The following is a 14,332-nucleotide window of genomic DNA, read 5'->3' as shown; positions in this document are numbered from 1 at the left end:
TATGACCTCTTTACTCAAAAGTCTGTTCCTATAAAAACAACGTAAGGCTCCTGCGCTATGCAAACACAAATCAAAGTCCGTGGTTTTCATCTTGATGTCTATCAGCACGTTAACAATGCCCGCTATCTGGAGTTTCTGGAAGAGGCCCGCTGGGATGGTCTGGAAAACAGCGACAGCTTTCAGTGGATGACCGCACACAACATCGCTTTTGTGGTCGTGAATATTAATATCAACTACCGGCGACCTGCGGTGCTGAGCGATCTGCTGACCATCACCAGTCAGGTTCAACAGTTAAATGGCAAAAGTGGCGTGTTAAACCAGACCATTACCCTGGAGCCGGAAGGGCAGGTGGTGGCAGACGCGCTGATTACGTTCGTCTGTATTGATTTGAAAACGCAAAAAGCGTTGCCGTTGGAAGGGGAGTTGCGCGAAAAACTGGAGCAGATGGTGCAGTAGTGGCTGCGACTGCCGGAAGGTGACGCTCAAGCGTCTTATCCGGCCTACATGAGTTGCTGCGACTGCCTGTAGGCCGGATAAGCAAAGCGCCATCCGGCAATACAATCACTTTAACCCGGTTTTCTGCTTCATTGCCGCCATCACTGCCGGTTTATCCGCCAGATAATGGTTCAGGCCGTTGGCACGCAGATTACACGCCGCACAGTGACCGCAACCGTCACCTTTGATGCCGTTATAGCAGGTTAGCGTTTCTTCGCGTACCAGGTCCAGCTTGCCCCAGTAATCAGCCAGTGCCCAGGTTTCGGCTTTATCGATCCACATCAGTGGGGTTTCAAAGCGAATATCTTTCGCCATCCCCAGGCTTACGGCATGGTTCAGGGCTTTGACGAACTCATCGCGACAGTCTGGGTATCCGGAGAAATCCGTTTCGCAAACGCCGGTAATGACTGCCTCTGCCTGCACCTGGTACGCGTAAATTGCTGCCAGCGTTAAGAACAGAATATTGCGTCCTGGCACAAAGGTATTGGGAATGCCGTTCGCATCCGGTTCGTAATTGGGTACCGGAATGTTATCGCGGGTCAGGCTGCTGACAGCCAGTTCACTGAGCAATGTGACATCAAGTACTTTGTGCGCGCGTGCGCCAAGTTTTAAGGCCAGGTCACGTGCGACATCAATCTCAGCGCGATGGCGCTGACCATAATCAAAGGTCACGCAGTGCACTTCATCATACTGATGCAGCGCTTGCGCCAGACAAGTCGTGGAGTCCTGACCTCCACTGAATACAACAACGGCACGTTTCATGGCTTTTCCTGACAAAATAACGAAGCCCTTATGGTAGCGCCTGGACGTGCCGTCGACCAGCTTCTTCACGCTGAAGGAGGTGGCAGCCAGGCTTCGGTAAACTCGAACCAGCCACGAGGATTCAGGCGTACGCCGTTCACGCCCGGTGGCGCGCTGATGCGATAGTGATAATTGAACAGTGGGGTCAGGGTAGCGTCATGCATTAGCGTGGCGAAAACTTGTTGTAAAGCAGCGTGGCGATCGTCCTCATCGGCCTGGATTTGAAGGGCATCCAGGGTCGTTTGCAAATGTGTGTATGCTGGCGCATTCAATACATGTGACCAGAGCTGATCGCAGCGCAACCACTGTTCGAGAGTATATTCAGGTGCCTCACCAATCAGCCTGTCGCCCATCATCAGGTCGGCCTGGGCTAAGGGATGATCGCCATCCCAGTTTTTAGCATTATGAAAAATAAGCGTTAATTCACAGCCGAGCAGCGCCAGCGCCTGGCGAAGCTGTTCAGCCATAGCGTGAAGTTCTACCGGCAGGTGATAAGCCAGCGTCAGCTTTTCCGGTAATGCCACCTCATCGAGTTCATCCCATTGTGGGATAGTCCATCCGGGGAGCAGTGCATTGCTTGGCGTGATCAGATTTTCATCCACTTCAAGCGTTTGTAGCAGGGAAGAACGGTGGATGATATTGATCAGTCTACGGGCCTGCTGCGTATTCAGGTGCGCGCTTTTTCTGAGCGTGAGATAGCAAAAACCAAGACTGATCCCGCTGCTTACCTGGCTTAGCATAGGCAACTCTTCGGGTTTACCAATCGCAATTTGCACCGGATGGCGACAGCTGGTGCCCAGATCCTGGGAGAAGAGCTGTGGGGTTATCCAGTATTCAATGGCTTTTAGCAGCGGATGATTCAGATGGTAGTGATCGTGGCTCTCGATACGCACCAGCTCAGGAGTAAACAGCGTCAACCGGAACGGGCCGGTACCCACAAACGGGTACTCAGGATGCGCCAGGTGACTGCTGTAGCTTGCCAGACGGTGCGCCAGCCAGAAGTTGGGACGATGCAGAATAAAGGTCAGACACTGGGGATGCGTCACCTCAATGCGCTTTACGCTGATAAACAGCTTATTCAGCGCGGGGAGTTCTAACAGCTTCAGCAACTGCTGATGTAGCTGTGAGCTGCTTACCGTATCACCGTTATGCCAATGCAGGGTGGAACGAATATAGAAATCCCAGCGCAGGCCGTCAGCGGAAATATTCCAGTGGTGGGCTAAGTCTCCACAAGGACGTTGCGTAGTGCTGTCAAACCGGGTCAGGCCAGAGAAAACTTGTCCGGCGAGGTGTTGCTCCGCGCGACCAGGGAGAAAACCGGGGTGCAAGGGGTCGAGCGGGCGGTAATAGGGGATACGTAGGGTTGGCGTGTCGTTTTGCCACTGACCGCCCATAAACGGTTGTAGCAGTGTTCTTAATTCGCCCGGAGCCAACTGAGCCAGTTCCAGTACGCTAAGCTGCTCTCCCTTTTGCAGCGCCTGTTCCATCATGGTGTTGCGCAGTGAATCTGGCGTCACTAAAAACCGCAGTTGCCCGCGTTTCCCGCGCCCCGACTGGGCATGCCACTCCAGCCAGCCCGCATCCTGCGCTTGCTTTAGCAGGGTACGCACATGGCGTTCGCTACAAAAACAGCGTTCGGCCAGTTCCCCGACGGTCACTGACTGCGGTTCGCCGTTCGAGGGCAGCCACAGGCGTTGGTACTGGTTCAGGCGATTAAGCAGACGCATTGATACTTTTTCCTTCAGGATGTCCGTTAACGGTTTATGCGTAGAGAAACCCGGAACAATTCATTTTATCTATTCACTATTACTTCCGTATATCTCAGGTGATACTGGATCACAAGTTAACCGCGTCACAGTGTGGAGAAAGAAATGGCTCGTCTGGCTGCATTTGATATGGATGGCACCCTTTTGATGCCGAATCACCATTTAGGTGACGAAACGCTTTCAACGCTGTCGCGCCTGCGTGAACGCGATATTACTCTGACATTTGCTACCGGCCGACATGTGCTTGAGATGCGCCATATTTTAGGCTCGATCTCACTGGACGCCTTTTTGATCACGGGTAATGGCACGCGTATTCACTCTCTTGAGGGCGATGTGTTACACCGTCAGGATCTGGATCCGAATGTCGCGGATATTGTGTTGCATCAGAAGTGGGACACTACCGCCAGCATGCATGTCTTTAATGACAACGGTTGGTTCACCGGACAAGAGATCCCCTCGCTGCTGCAGGCGCATGTGTATAGCGGATTTCGCTACCAGATCGTCGATGTGAAACGTATTCCGGCGCATCAGGTCACGAAAGTCTGTTTCTGCGGCGATCATGACTCTTTGATCCAATTGCGAATTCAACTGAATGAAGCGCTGGGTGAACAGGCGAATCTCTGTTTTTCCGCGTTTGATTGCCTTGAGGTGCTGCCGCTGGGCTGTAATAAAGGATCGGCATTGGCGGTGTTGAGCGACCATTTAGGTTATTCAATGGCCGAGTGTATGGCGTTTGGCGATGCTATGAACGATCGCGAAATGTTAGGCAGCGTTGGGCGCGGCCTGATTATGGGTAACGCGATGCCGCAACTGATTGCTGAACTGCCTCATTTATCGGTGATTGGGCATTGCCGTAATCAGGCAGTGTCACACTTTTTGACGCATTGGCTGGACAATCCACATCTACCTTATTCCCCCGAATGAGAGATCCCTTCCAGCAAGCCAGACTTCGCGTCTGGCTTTTTTTTATACCATTAATGGGTGTTCAGTAGTCGGGCGAGCTCCGCTTTCCACGGCGTTAAATCACCGATGTGCGTGTCGACCCACTGTGGGTTGTAGTAGGTTTCCAGATAGCGTTCGCCGCTGTCACACAACAGCGTCACCAGTGAGCCGCTTTCTCCGGCATCGCGCATACGGGCGGCAAGTTGCAGTGTTCCCCACATATTGGTACCCGTAGAGGCGCCGACTTTACGGCCCAACTGCGTTTCCAGCCAGTGTGCGGTGGCCACGCTTGCGGCATCCGGCACGCGCAGCATTTCATCGACCACGTCAGGAATGAAAGACGGTTCGACACGCGGGCGGCCAATGCCTTCAATTTTACTTCCTACCGGACTGCGTAACGTGGCATCGCGATCCTGCCAGAAGGGCAGAAAGACCGAGTTTTCCGGGTCCACTACCATCAGTTGAGTGTCGTAGCCCTGACAACGGATATAGCGGCCAATGGTTGCTGAGGTGCCACCGGTTCCGGCGCTCATCACAATATGGCGGGGAACGGGGTTGGGCTCGCACTGCATCTGACGAAAGATGCTGTCGGCGATATTATTATTGCCGCGCCAGTCGGTGGCGCGCTCAGCGTAAGTGAACTGGTCCATGTAATGACCGTTCAGCTCACGCGCCAGTTGCTCAGAGGCCGCATAGATTTCGCAGGCGCTTTCCACGAAATGACAGCGACCGCCGTAAAATTCAATCTGTTCAACCTTACGTTTTGCCGTACAGGAAGGCATGACGGCAATAAATGGCAACCCTAACAGTCGAGCGAAATAAGCCTCAGAGACCGCCGTTGAACCGGACGATGATTCAATGATGGTGGTGCCTTCTTTGATCCAGCCATTGCACAATCCGTACAGAAACAGTGAGCGCGCCAGACGATGCTTCAGACTCCCGGTCGGATGCGTGCTCTCATCTTTTAAATAGAGCTGAATGCCCGGGAACGCCGGTAGCGACAGGCGAATGAGATGCGTATCCGCAGAACGCTGATAATCCGCGTTGATTTCATTGATGGCGTTTTTAACCCAGGAGCTATTCATCATTAATAGATATCCATTTGTCATTTTGTGCCCAGAATAGCGAAAAGCACGGAAAAAATTGTTGCCATTTAGCCTTTAAAATAGAATGTAAGGAGAAAATTCTTCTCTGTGGAGTGGATATGTTAGACAAAATTGACCGCAAGCTACTCGGCTTGCTGCAACAGGACTGCACCCTTTCTTTGCAGGCATTAGCAGATGCCGTTAATCTGACTACCACCCCCTGCTGGAAACGTCTCAAACGACTTGAGGATGACGGTATCCTGCTGGGCAGAGTCGCCCTGTTGGATCCAGAAAAACTGGGGCTTGGACTCACCGCGTTTGTGCTGATCAAAACTCAGCATCACAGCAGCGAATGGTATTGCCGCTTTGTCACTGAAGTGACCGGAATGCCCGAGGTTCTGGGGTTCTGGCGTATGGCAGGGGAGTATGACTACCTGATGCGAGTGCAGGTTGCTGATATGAAAAGCTATGATGAATTCTATAAGCGCCTGGTGAATAGCGTACCGGGCCTGTCTGACGTCACCTCCAGCTTTGCCATGGAACAGATTAAATACACAACTGCTCTACCTATTGAATAATTCTCCCGGCGCTTATTGCCGGAAATCTTGTCAGGACATAACGCGTGCGATTATTTGCTCAATTAAGCTGGTACTTCCGCCGGGAGTGGCGTCGCTACCTCGGGGCAGTGGCCTTGCTTATCATCATCGCTATCCTTCAGCTTATTCCGCCGAAAGTGGTCGGGATCATTGTGGATGGCGTGACGACTCAACGTTTCATCACCGAGCGGCTGCTGATGTGGGTGGGGACAATTGCCCTGATTGCCGTGGTGGTTTATTTGCTGCGCTATGTCTGGCGCGTGCTGCTGTTTGGCGCATCCTACCAACTGGCGGTTGAGCTGCGGGAAGATTATTACCGTCAGTTGAGTCGCCAGCATCCAGAATTTTATCTGCGGCACCGTACGGGCGATCTGATGGCGCGGGCAACCAACGATGTCGATCGCGTCGTATTTGCCGCCGGAGAAGGGGTGCTGACGCTGGTGGATTCGCTGGTCATGGGGTGTGCGGTGCTGATCGTGATGTCAACGCAGATAAGCTGGCAACTGACGTTGATTGCGCTGCTGCCGATGCCGGTGATGGCGTTGATGATCAAACGTTACGGCGATCGACTCCATAACCGTTTTAAGCTGGCGCAGGCGGCGTTTTCCAGTCTCAACGATCGTACTCAGGAAAGCCTGACCAGTATTCGTATGATCAAGGCCTTTGGTCTGGAGGATCGACAGTCGGCATTATTTGCCGCTGATGCTGAAGATACCGGTAAGAAAAACCTGCGCGTGGCGCGCATTGACGCCCGCTTTGATCCCACGATTTATATCGCCATTGGTATGGCTAACCTGCTGGCGATTGCCGGGGGAAGCTGGATGGTGGTACACGGCTCGCTGACGCTCGGGCAGCTCACCAGCTTTATGATGTATCTCGGTCTGATGATTTGGCCGATGCTGGCGCTGGCCTGGATGTTTAACATCGTCGAACGCGGCAGCGCCGCGTATAGCCGAATTCGCGCCATGCTGGCAGAAGCGCCGGTAGTGGATGACGGTACTGAACCGGTGCCGGAAGGACGCGGCGAGCTGGCGGTGGCGATTCGCGAATTTTGCTACCCGCAAACCACTCACCCGGCGCTGGAAAATGTGAATTTCCAGCTCAAACCTGGACAGATGCTGGGCATCTGTGGTCCGACCGGCTCGGGAAAAAGTACGGTGCTGTCGCTGATCCAGCGTCATTTTGATATCACCCAGGGCGATGTGCGCTTTCATGATATCCCATTAACGCGCTTACAGCTGGATAGCTGGCGTAGCCGACTGGCGGTTGTCAGCCAGACGCCATTTCTGTTTTCCGATACCGTCGGCAATAACATCGCCTTAGGACGCCCGCAGGCCACGCAGGAAGAGATCGAGCATGTGGCGCGTCTTGCCAGCGTTCATGAGGATATTTTACGTCTTCCGCAGGGCTATGACACCGAAGTGGGCGAACGCGGGGTGATGCTGTCTGGCGGGCAAAAACAGCGTATTTCTATCGCTCGAGCGCTTCTGCTGAACGCTGAAATCCTGATTCTGGATGATGCGTTGTCGGCGGTAGATGGTCGTACCGAACATCAGATTTTGCATAACCTGCGCCAGTGGGGCGAAGGCCGAACCGTGATTATTAGCGCACACCGTTTGTCGGCTCTGACGGAAGCCAGCGAGATTATCGTGATGCAGCATGGGCATATTGCCCAGCGCGGTGAGCATGAATCTTTAGTGCAGCAGCCTGGCTGGTATCGCGATATGTACCGCTATCAGCAACTGGAAGCGGCGCTGTCTGATGCGCCAGAGATAAACGAGGAGGCGGCTAATGCGTAGTTTCGGGCAATTATGGCCGACTCTGAAAAGACTGCTGGCGTATGGTTCCCCATGGCGAAAACAGTTAGCGATTGCGGTCGTCATGCTGTGGGTGGCGGCGGCGGCGGAAGTCAGCGGCCCGCTGCTGATTAGCTATTTTATCGATAACATGGTGGCGAAGAACAATCTGCCGCTGGCGATGGTTGCCGGGCTGGTTGCCGCCTATGTCGGTCTGCAACTGCTGGCGGCAGGGCTGCATTACGCGCAGTCGTTACTGTTTAACCAGGCGGCGGTTGGCGTAGTACAACAGTTACGTACCGACGTAATGGACGCTGCGCTGCGCCAGCCGCTCAGCGCCTTTGATACTCAGCCCGTCGGGCAGCTTATCTCCCGCGTGACCAATGACACCGAAGTGATTCGTGACCTGTACGTGACGGTGGTCGCAACGGTTCTGCGCAGCGCGGCCTTAATTGGCGCCATGCTGGTCGCGATGTTCAGCCTCGAGTGGCGTATGGCGCTGGTGGCGATGGCCATTTTCCCGGCCGTGCTGGTGGTGATGGTTATTTACCAACGCTACAGCACCCCGATTGTGCGTCGGGTGCGCGCTTATCTGGCGGATATTAACGATGGCTTTAACGAAGTCATCAACGGCATGAGCGTTATCCAGCAGTTCCGCCAGCAGGCAAGGTTTGGCGAGAGAATGGGCGAGGCCAGCCGCTCGCACTATATGGCGCGCATGCAAACCCTGCGACTGGATGGTTTTTTGCTGCGTCCGCTGCTGAGCCTTTTCTCGGCGCTGATCCTCTGCGGCTTGCTGATGCTGTTCAGTTTTACCTCTGGCACCTCCATTGAGGTTGGCGTGCTGTACGCGTTCATCAGCTACCTCGGCCGTTTGAACGAACCGCTGATCGAGCTGACCACCCAGCAATCAATGCTGCAGCAGGCGGTTGTCGCTGGTGAGCGAGTGTTCGAACTGATGGACGGGCCTCGTCAGCGCTATGGTGAAGACGATCGCCCGCTCAAAAGCGGAGACATTGAGGTGGATAACGTTTCATTTGCCTATCGCGACGACAATCTGGTGCTGCAAAACATCAGTCTGTCCGTGCCTTCGCGCAGCTTTGTGGCTTTGGTCGGACACACAGGCAGCGGCAAAAGCACGCTGGCCAGCCTGCTGATGGGATATTACCCGCTGACGAAGGGGGAAATCCGCCTTGACGGACGTCCGTTGTCTTCTCTGAGCCACGGTGCGTTACGTCAGGGCATCGCGATGGTGCAGCAGGATCCGGTGGTGATGGCGGATACCTTCCTGGCAAACGTCACGCTGGGTCGCGATATCTCAGAAGAGCGGGTCTGGCAGGCGCTGGAGACTGTGCAACTGGCAGAACTGGCTCGGGGTTTGAGCGAGGGGATTCATACCCGCCTGGGCGAGCAGGGCAATAATCTCTCCGTTGGGCAGAAACAGCTGCTGGCGCTGGCGCGGGTATTGGTTGAAACGCCGCAGGTGCTGATCCTCGATGAAGCCACAGCCAGTATTGATTCCGGTACTGAACAGGCCATTCAGCACGCGCTGGCGGCGGTCCGTGAACACACTACGCTGGTGGTGATTGCGCATCGGTTATCGACGATTGTCGATGCGGATACCATTCTGGTGCTGCATCGCGGTCAGGCGGTTGAGCGTGGTACGCATCAGCAATTACTGGCGGCGCAAGGCCGTTACTGGCAGATGTATCAGCTGCAGCTGGCGGGCGAAGAGTTAGCCGCCAGCACGCAAGAGGATTCTGTTATCGCCTGACGGCGCAGTGCTTATCCGGCCACGCGGTATCGTAGGCCGGGTAAGGCGTTTACGCCGCCATCCGGCAATCAACAATCTGGTGCAAAAATGTAACGCACTGTGCACCGTTATAGTGCGTTTTTTCTGTTTCTCTCCCGGCAGCACCCGGCGAACCTGAATCATTCCGCGTTTTTCATTCCTGGCACACCCCTTGCAATATTCCTCTCGTGTATCTGCAGCCACTACTGAATTCTGACTGGAGGGGATCTATGAAGCTGGTTACCGTGGTAATCAAACCGTTCAAACTGGAAGACGTCCGTGAAGCACTGTCGTCTATTGGTATTCAGGGGCTGACCGTCACCGAAGTGAAGGGGTTTGGCCGACAGAAAGGTCATGCTGAGCTGTACCGTGGGGCTGAATATAGCGTCAATTTTCTGCCAAAGGTGAAGATTGATGTGGCGATTGCCGACGACCAACTGGATGGCGTGATTGATGTCATCAGTAAGGCGGCATACACCGGAAAAATTGGCGACGGCAAAATCTTCGTCGCCGAGCTGCAACGTGTGATTCGTATTCGTACCGGCGAAGCCGACGAAGCCGCACTGTAACTTCTGGCACACAGTGATAGGAAACCAAAAAATGAAGATAGCAACGATGAAAACAGGTATTGCTTCACTGGCGCTACTGCCGGGACTGGCGATGGCGGCACCGGCGGTTGCGGATAAAGCAGATAACGCTTTTATGATGATCTGTACCGCGCTGGTGCTGTTTATGACTATCCCTGGCATTGCGTTGTTCTACGGCGGTTTGATTCGCGGTAAGAACGTGCTGTCGATGCTGACTCAGGTGACGGTGACATTCGCTCTGGTTTGTATTCTATGGGTGGTTTATGGCTACTCACTGGCCTTTGGCGAAGGGAATAATTTCTTCGGCAACTTCAACTGGGTATTGCTGAAGAACATCGAGCTGACGGCGGTCACGGGGAGCTTCTACCAATACATTCACGTTGCTTTTCAGGGATCTTTTGCCTGCATCACCGTTGGGCTGATTGTCGGGGCTCTTGCTGAGCGTATTCGTTTCTCTGCGGTGCTGATTTTTGTGGTGGTGTGGTTAACGTTGTCGTACATCCCCATTGCCCATATGGTCTGGGGCGGCGGCTTACTGGCTTCTCACGGCGCACTGGATTTTGCCGGCGGGACGGTCGTGCACATCAACGCAGCGATTGCTGGTCTGGTTGGTGCGTATCTGATTGGCAAACGCGTCGGTTTTGGCAAAGAAGCCTTTAAACCGCATAACCTGCCGATGGTCTTCACCGGTACCGCTATTCTCTACATTGGTTGGTTTGGCTTTAACGCCGGTTCAGCGGGAACGGCGAATGAAATTGCCGCACTGGCCTTCGTCAATACCGTGGTCGCCACCGCTGCCGCCATCCTCGGATGGATCTTCGGTGAATGGGCGCTGCGTGGCAAACCGTCTCTGCTGGGCGCTTGTTCTGGTGCTATTGCAGGTCTGGTGGGCGTAACACCTGCATGTGGCTACATTGGTGTCGGAGGAGCGCTGATTATCGGTGTCGTTGCGGGGCTGGCTGGCCTGTGGGGAGTGACCATGCTGAAGCGTTTTCTGCGCGTGGACGATCCGTGTGATGTGTTTGGCGTGCACGGCGTGTGCGGTATTGTTGGCTGCATCCTGACCGGCGTTTTCGCTGCCAGCTCTCTGGGCGGCGTGGGCTTTGCCGAGGGCGTGACCATGGGGCATCAGCTGCTGGTGCAACTGGAAAGCGTGGCGATCACCATCGTCTGGTCCGGCGTGGTGGCCTTCATTGGCTATAAGCTGGCAGATATGACGGTGGGTCTGCGCGTACCGGAAGAGCAGGAACGCGAAGGTCTGGATGTGAACAGTCACGGCGAAAACGCCTACAACGCTTGATGTTTCAATCTGCCGGATGGCAACGCTTTTGCGCCACCATCCGGTAATTCTCAATTGCGATTACGCATTACCCCTTCCTGCACGGTAGAGGCGACCAGTACGCCGTCCTGGGTATAAAACTCCCCGCGTACAAAACCCCGGGCACCGGAGGCCGAAGTGCTCTCGACGTTATACAACAGCCACTCATTAATATTGAACGGACGGTGGAACCACATTGAATGGTCAATGGTGGCGATCTGAATCCCTTTTTCCAGAAAACCAATCCCGTATGGCTGCAGTGCAACAGGCAGGAAGTTCAGGTCTGAGGCATAGCCAAGCAGATATTGATGGACGCGCAGATCGTCCTGCAGCTCGCCGTTTGCGCGGATCCATACCTGGCGCGCCGGAGGTGCGACGTGACCTTTTAAGGGGTTGTGAAACTCAACCGGGCGCACTTCCAACGGACGATCGTTGATAAATTTTTCTTTCAACAGCGGCGGCAGTAAATGCGCCACTGAACGGGCAATTTCCGTTTCTGATTTCAGCTCATCGGGACCCGGCGCATCCGGCATGGTTTTCTGATGTTCAAATCCGTCTTCCGGTGCCTGGAAAGAGGCGGTCATGTAAAAAATGGGTTTACCATTCTGAATTGCGGCAACGCGGCGCGCGCTGAAGCTGTTACCATCACGCAAGACTTCAACATCATAGATGATGGGCTTTTGGCTATCGCCGGGGCGTAAAAAATAGCTGTGAAAAGAGTGGACCAGACGCTCTTCCGGTACGGTTTCTTTGGCGGCATACAGCGCCTGACCGACAACCTGTCCCCCAAAAACCTGACGCAACCCTAAGTCTTCACTTTGGCCCCGAAAGAGTCCTTCTTCAATTTTTTCCAGATTTAACAATGTCAGCAAATTTTTCAGCGCCAGACTCATACGTGCTCTCCAGGTTATATCGTTCTCGCAGCGAGGTAGGCAGAGTATAACGCAATTTTGAAAGTGGTCCGATGGGTGCAATTGTCTGAATTAAAGGCCTATTACAGGCAAAAACAGCTGTCTTGTGCCACACTTAGTCACGTTATGTTTTTGTTAACCACTCTTCTGGCGAGGAAAGTTCTCGCTGGTGCATAGATGATAAGGAGAATTTAATGAAACTCGTGCACATGGTAAGTGGTTTAGCGGTTGCGGTCGCTCTGGCGGCCTGTGCTGATAAAAGTGCAGATATTCAGACACCTGCGCCAAGCCCTAATACGTCAATTGCTGACACACAGTCTAAAATTCAACAGCCAAATGTTTCTGGTACGGTATGGATCCGCCAGAAAGTGGCCTTGCCACCCGATGCGGTGCTGACCGTCACGCTGTCAGATGCGTCGCTGGCCGATGCGCCGTCAAAAGTGCTGTCGCAAAAAGCGGTCCGTACTGAAGGCAAGCAGGCGCCATTCAGCTTCGTATTACCGTTTAATCCAGCAGATATTCAGCCTAACGCTCGTATTCTGCTGAGTGCGGCAATTACGGTTAATGACAAACTGGTCTTTATTACTGATACCGTTCAGACGGTCATTAATCAGGGTGGTACAAAAGCTGACCTGACGCTGGTCCCTGTACAGCAAACGGCAGTACCGGTTCAGGCGAGCGGTGGGGCTGCCACCACGGTGCCGTCAACGTCACCAACCCAGGTGAATCCGTCTTCTGCCGTTCCTGCCCCCACGCAGTACTAAGGTAGTCGTAACCCTCTCCGCCTGGAGAGGGTTAGTACACCCAGCGATAACGCTGTAAATCGATCTGTCCGCTTCCAGAAACCACAATTCCCTCTGCCAGTAACGCCTGACGCTGCCGTTGCAGGTCGGGGCCGGTCAGCGAAATGGTACCATGGCGATTGACCACCCGATGCCAGGGCAGAGTGCTGCCTTCGGGGAGACGCTTAAGCACGCCGCCTACCTGGCGCGCAGCACGCGGCGAACCGGCAAGCCTGGCAACATCGCCATACGTAGTGACGAAACCTTCGGGGATTGACGCGACGATTTGCCAGACGCGTTGGGGGAAAGAGTCTTGTATATCCATTATTTATTCCTGCGCTAATCCTCCAGCATAATGCTGAATGGCGAAGGAGTGAAGCTGCATTGCACAAGAAAACAGCATCCGATGCTGGATGGGTTGCAATTACAGGGTGCAGCAGTGATAATGCGCCTGCGCGTTGGTTAACAACGCTCTCAATGGGGGCTCTGTTGGTTCTCCCGCAACACTACTCTGTTTACCAGGTCAGGTCCGGAAGGAAGCAGCCAAGGCAGATGACGTGTGTGCCGGGATGTAGCTGGCAGGGCCCCCACCCAATTCTGCCGTCCGGCAATTTCCCTTCTGCTTATCTTCTTTTCTTTGTCATCGTATTGTCATTTTATTGTCATCAAATGCTGTCAATGTGTTTCGGGGATGTTATTTGATGCTTTTGCCGCCGCCATCGCACTGTAACGACAGAGTCTTACATTCGGTGTGTTTTGGCTGACCACAAGGATTTTCTACGATGTCGACCGCTGTATTGAATGTCAAAATTGATGAGGCGCTAAAAGAAAAGCTTCGCCATTACGCTGAAGTGCATAACGAAAATTTAAGTGTTGCGACGGAAAAACTGCTGCTGATTGCGTTTACCGCCGTTGAAGAGGCGGGAGTCTCCGCTGAGGATATCGATAGCCAGCATACGGAAGAGTCCGTAGTTGAAGCACTGACTCCTAAAGAAATCAAAGCGTTGCGCAGACTACTGAAGAAGAAAAAATGAAACAACAACCGCTCTCAACCGCCTGTAATTACGGCGAAGCTTGTGAAATGCTGCGTTCCGGTTATGTGAAACATGTTCGTCTGAGCTGGGGAAGGTGCGAACAAGTTCCTGATATGAGATCATCATATTCATCCGGAGCGCATCCCAGAGGGACATCATGAGCCATCAACTCACCTTCGCCGATAGTGAATTCAGCACTAAGCGCCGTCAGACCCGAAAAGAGATTTTCCTCTCCCGCATGGAGCAGATTCTGCCATGGCAGAATATGACCGCTGTCATCGAGCCGTTTTATCCCAAGGCGGGCAATGGCCGACGGCCCTATCCGCTGGAGACCATGCTGCGTATTAACTGCATGCAGCATTGGTACAACCTGAGCGACGGTGCCATGGAAGATGCCCTGTACGAAATCGCCTCCATGCGCCTGTTT

At 53.8% G+C, this 14,332-nt stretch carries 15 protein-coding genes, 1 other RNA gene and 1 pseudogene; 12 read left to right on the top strand and 5 right to left on the bottom strand.

The features are described from left to right. Nucleotides 1–57: 57 nt before the first annotated feature. Entirely contained in the window at nt 58–456 is a 399-nt protein-coding gene (gene fadM, locus OGY18_RS06205; RefSeq protein ID WP_003021636.1) for a long-chain acyl-CoA thioesterase FadM, read from the top strand. A 105-nt stretch (nt 457–561) separates the two neighbouring features. On the opposite strand, the gene queC is transcribed toward fadM, so the two are convergent. Further along, the gene (gene queC, locus OGY18_RS06200) at nt 562–1,257 is read right to left on the bottom strand and encodes a 7-cyano-7-deazaguanine synthase QueC (protein WP_149384066.1); all 696 of its coding nucleotides are present in this window, start codon (nt 1,255–1,257) and stop codon (nt 562–564) included. 65 nt (nt 1,258–1,322) lie between these two features. Continuing rightward, a complete protein-coding gene (locus OGY18_RS06195; RefSeq protein ID WP_286552288.1) occupies nt 1,323–3,023 on the bottom strand; it encodes an SgrR family transcriptional regulator in 1,701 nt (566 codons plus the stop codon). Between the two features lie 144 nt (nt 3,024–3,167). On the opposite strand from OGY18_RS06195, the gene cof reads away from it, so the two are divergent. Next, nucleotides 3,168–3,986, top strand: a complete 819-nt coding sequence (gene cof, locus OGY18_RS06190) for an HMP-PP phosphatase (RefSeq protein ID WP_048235970.1) — start codon at nt 3,168–3,170, stop codon at nt 3,984–3,986. A gap of 50 nt (nt 3,987–4,036) precedes the next feature. Here cof and OGY18_RS06185 read toward each other — a convergent pair whose 3' ends face one another. Continuing rightward, nucleotides 4,037–5,092, bottom strand: coding sequence for a PLP-dependent cysteine synthase family protein (locus OGY18_RS06185; RefSeq protein ID WP_286552286.1), 1,056 nt, complete (start codon nt 5,090–5,092; stop codon nt 4,037–4,039). A 116-nt stretch (nt 5,093–5,208) separates the two neighbouring features. On the opposite strand from OGY18_RS06185, the gene decR reads away from it, so the two are divergent. The 5 genes from decR to amtB all read left to right on the top strand — a co-directional run bounded on the left by decR (nt 5,209) and on the right by amtB (nt 11,160). Continuing rightward, on the top strand, nt 5,209–5,667 hold the full coding sequence (gene decR / locus OGY18_RS06180; RefSeq protein WP_003831023.1) for a DNA-binding transcriptional regulator DecR: 459 nt from the start codon (nt 5,209–5,211) through the stop codon (nt 5,665–5,667). A gap of 44 nt (nt 5,668–5,711) precedes the next feature. Next, nucleotides 5,712–7,484, top strand: coding sequence for a SmdA family multidrug ABC transporter permease/ATP-binding protein (locus tag OGY18_RS06175; protein ID WP_286552284.1), 1,773 nt, complete (start codon nt 5,712–5,714; stop codon nt 7,482–7,484). Then, a complete protein-coding gene (locus OGY18_RS06170) occupies nt 7,477–9,255 on the top strand; it encodes a SmdB family multidrug efflux ABC transporter permease/ATP-binding protein (protein ID WP_284968863.1) in 1,779 nt (592 codons plus the stop codon). Before OGY18_RS06175 ends, OGY18_RS06170 begins: the two co-directional genes overlap by 8 nt. Nucleotides 9,256–9,503: 248 nt before the next feature. Further along, the gene (gene glnK / locus OGY18_RS06165) at nt 9,504–9,842 is read left to right on the top strand and encodes a P-II family nitrogen regulator (RefSeq protein ID WP_003021657.1); all 339 of its coding nucleotides are present in this window, start codon (nt 9,504–9,506) and stop codon (nt 9,840–9,842) included. A gap of 31 nt (nt 9,843–9,873) precedes the next feature. Next, nucleotides 9,874–11,160 (top strand): ammonium transporter AmtB, encoded by a 1,287-nt coding sequence (gene amtB / locus OGY18_RS06160; protein WP_126319016.1) that lies wholly within the window; start codon nt 9,874–9,876, stop codon nt 11,158–11,160. 50 nt (nt 11,161–11,210) lie between these two features. Here amtB and tesB read toward each other — a convergent pair whose 3' ends face one another. After that, nucleotides 11,211–12,071, bottom strand: coding sequence for an acyl-CoA thioesterase II (gene tesB, locus OGY18_RS06155; RefSeq protein ID WP_003831027.1), 861 nt, complete (start codon nt 12,069–12,071; stop codon nt 11,211–11,213). 212 nt (nt 12,072–12,283) lie between these two features. Here tesB and OGY18_RS06150 point away from each other — a divergent pair, with 212 nt between their 5' ends. Further along, complete coding sequence (locus OGY18_RS06150) at nt 12,284–12,853, top strand: YbaY family lipoprotein (RefSeq protein WP_003021666.1); 570 nt, start codon at nt 12,284–12,286, stop codon at nt 12,851–12,853. Between the two features lie 31 nt (nt 12,854–12,884). Here the strand turns inward: OGY18_RS06150 and OGY18_RS06145 are convergent, their stop codons facing one another. Beyond that, nucleotides 12,885–13,196, bottom strand: coding sequence for an MGMT family protein (locus tag OGY18_RS06145; protein ID WP_003831028.1), 312 nt, complete (start codon nt 13,194–13,196; stop codon nt 12,885–12,887). Between the two features lie 162 nt (nt 13,197–13,358). Here OGY18_RS06145 and ffs point away from each other — a divergent pair. From ffs to OGY18_RS06125, 4 genes and pseudogenes are all read left to right on the top strand, one after another. After that, nucleotides 13,359–13,455: signal recognition particle sRNA small type (ffs, locus tag OGY18_RS06140), an RNA gene on the top strand. A gap of 198 nt (nt 13,456–13,653) precedes the next feature. Then, nucleotides 13,654–13,905 (top strand): hypothetical protein, encoded by a 252-nt coding sequence (locus tag OGY18_RS06135; RefSeq protein WP_003831029.1) that lies wholly within the window; start codon nt 13,654–13,656, stop codon nt 13,903–13,905. Beyond that, nucleotides 13,902–13,994 (top strand): annotated as a pseudogene (locus OGY18_RS06130) (hypothetical protein); the annotation flags it as partial. The gene OGY18_RS06135 and the pseudogene OGY18_RS06130, both read left to right, overlap by 4 nt. 68 nt (nt 13,995–14,062) lie before the next feature. Further along, the coding region (locus OGY18_RS06125; protein WP_286552278.1) for a transposase at nt 14,063–14,332 on the top strand (270 nt) is incomplete at its 3' end.

This window comes from Citrobacter sp. Cpo142 (genome assembly GCF_030332425.1).
GTDB classification, from domain to species: domain Bacteria; phylum Pseudomonadota; class Gammaproteobacteria; order Enterobacterales; family Enterobacteriaceae; genus Citrobacter; species Citrobacter portucalensis.
This window is presented reverse-complemented; position numbering and strand designations above follow the sequence as displayed.

Excerpts from the sequence above, each read along its gene's own strand:
- OGY18_RS06145 (WP_003831028.1), bottom strand. The coding sequence starts at position 13,196 with ATGGATATACAAGACTCTTTCCCCCAACGCGTCTGGCAAATCGTCGCG.
- decR (WP_003831023.1), top strand. The coding sequence starts at position 5,209 with ATGTTAGACAAAATTGACCGCAAGCTACTCGGCTTGCTGCAACAGGAC.
- queC (WP_149384066.1), bottom strand. The coding sequence starts at position 1,257 with ATGAAACGTGCCGTTGTTGTATTCAGTGGAGGTCAGGACTCCACGACT.
- OGY18_RS06195 (WP_286552288.1), bottom strand. The coding sequence starts at position 3,023 with ATGCGTCTGCTTAATCGCCTGAACCAGTACCAACGCCTGTGGCTGCCC.
- amtB (WP_126319016.1), top strand. The coding sequence starts at position 9,874 with ATGAAGATAGCAACGATGAAAACAGGTATTGCTTCACTGGCGCTACTG.
- cof (WP_048235970.1), top strand. The coding sequence starts at position 3,168 with ATGGCTCGTCTGGCTGCATTTGATATGGATGGCACCCTTTTGATGCCG.
- OGY18_RS06185 (WP_286552286.1), bottom strand. The coding sequence starts at position 5,092 with ATGATGAATAGCTCCTGGGTTAAAAACGCCATCAATGAAATCAACGCG.
- OGY18_RS06135 (WP_003831029.1), top strand. The coding sequence starts at position 13,654 with ATGTCGACCGCTGTATTGAATGTCAAAATTGATGAGGCGCTAAAAGAA.
- tesB (WP_003831027.1), bottom strand. The coding sequence starts at position 12,071 with ATGAGTCTGGCGCTGAAAAATTTGCTGACATTGTTAAATCTGGAAAAA.
- glnK (WP_003021657.1), top strand. The coding sequence starts at position 9,504 with ATGAAGCTGGTTACCGTGGTAATCAAACCGTTCAAACTGGAAGACGTC.
- fadM (WP_003021636.1), top strand. The coding sequence starts at position 58 with ATGCAAACACAAATCAAAGTCCGTGGTTTTCATCTTGATGTCTATCAG.
- OGY18_RS06150 (WP_003021666.1), top strand. The coding sequence starts at position 12,284 with ATGAAACTCGTGCACATGGTAAGTGGTTTAGCGGTTGCGGTCGCTCTG.
- OGY18_RS06170 (WP_284968863.1), top strand. The coding sequence starts at position 7,477 with ATGCGTAGTTTCGGGCAATTATGGCCGACTCTGAAAAGACTGCTGGCG.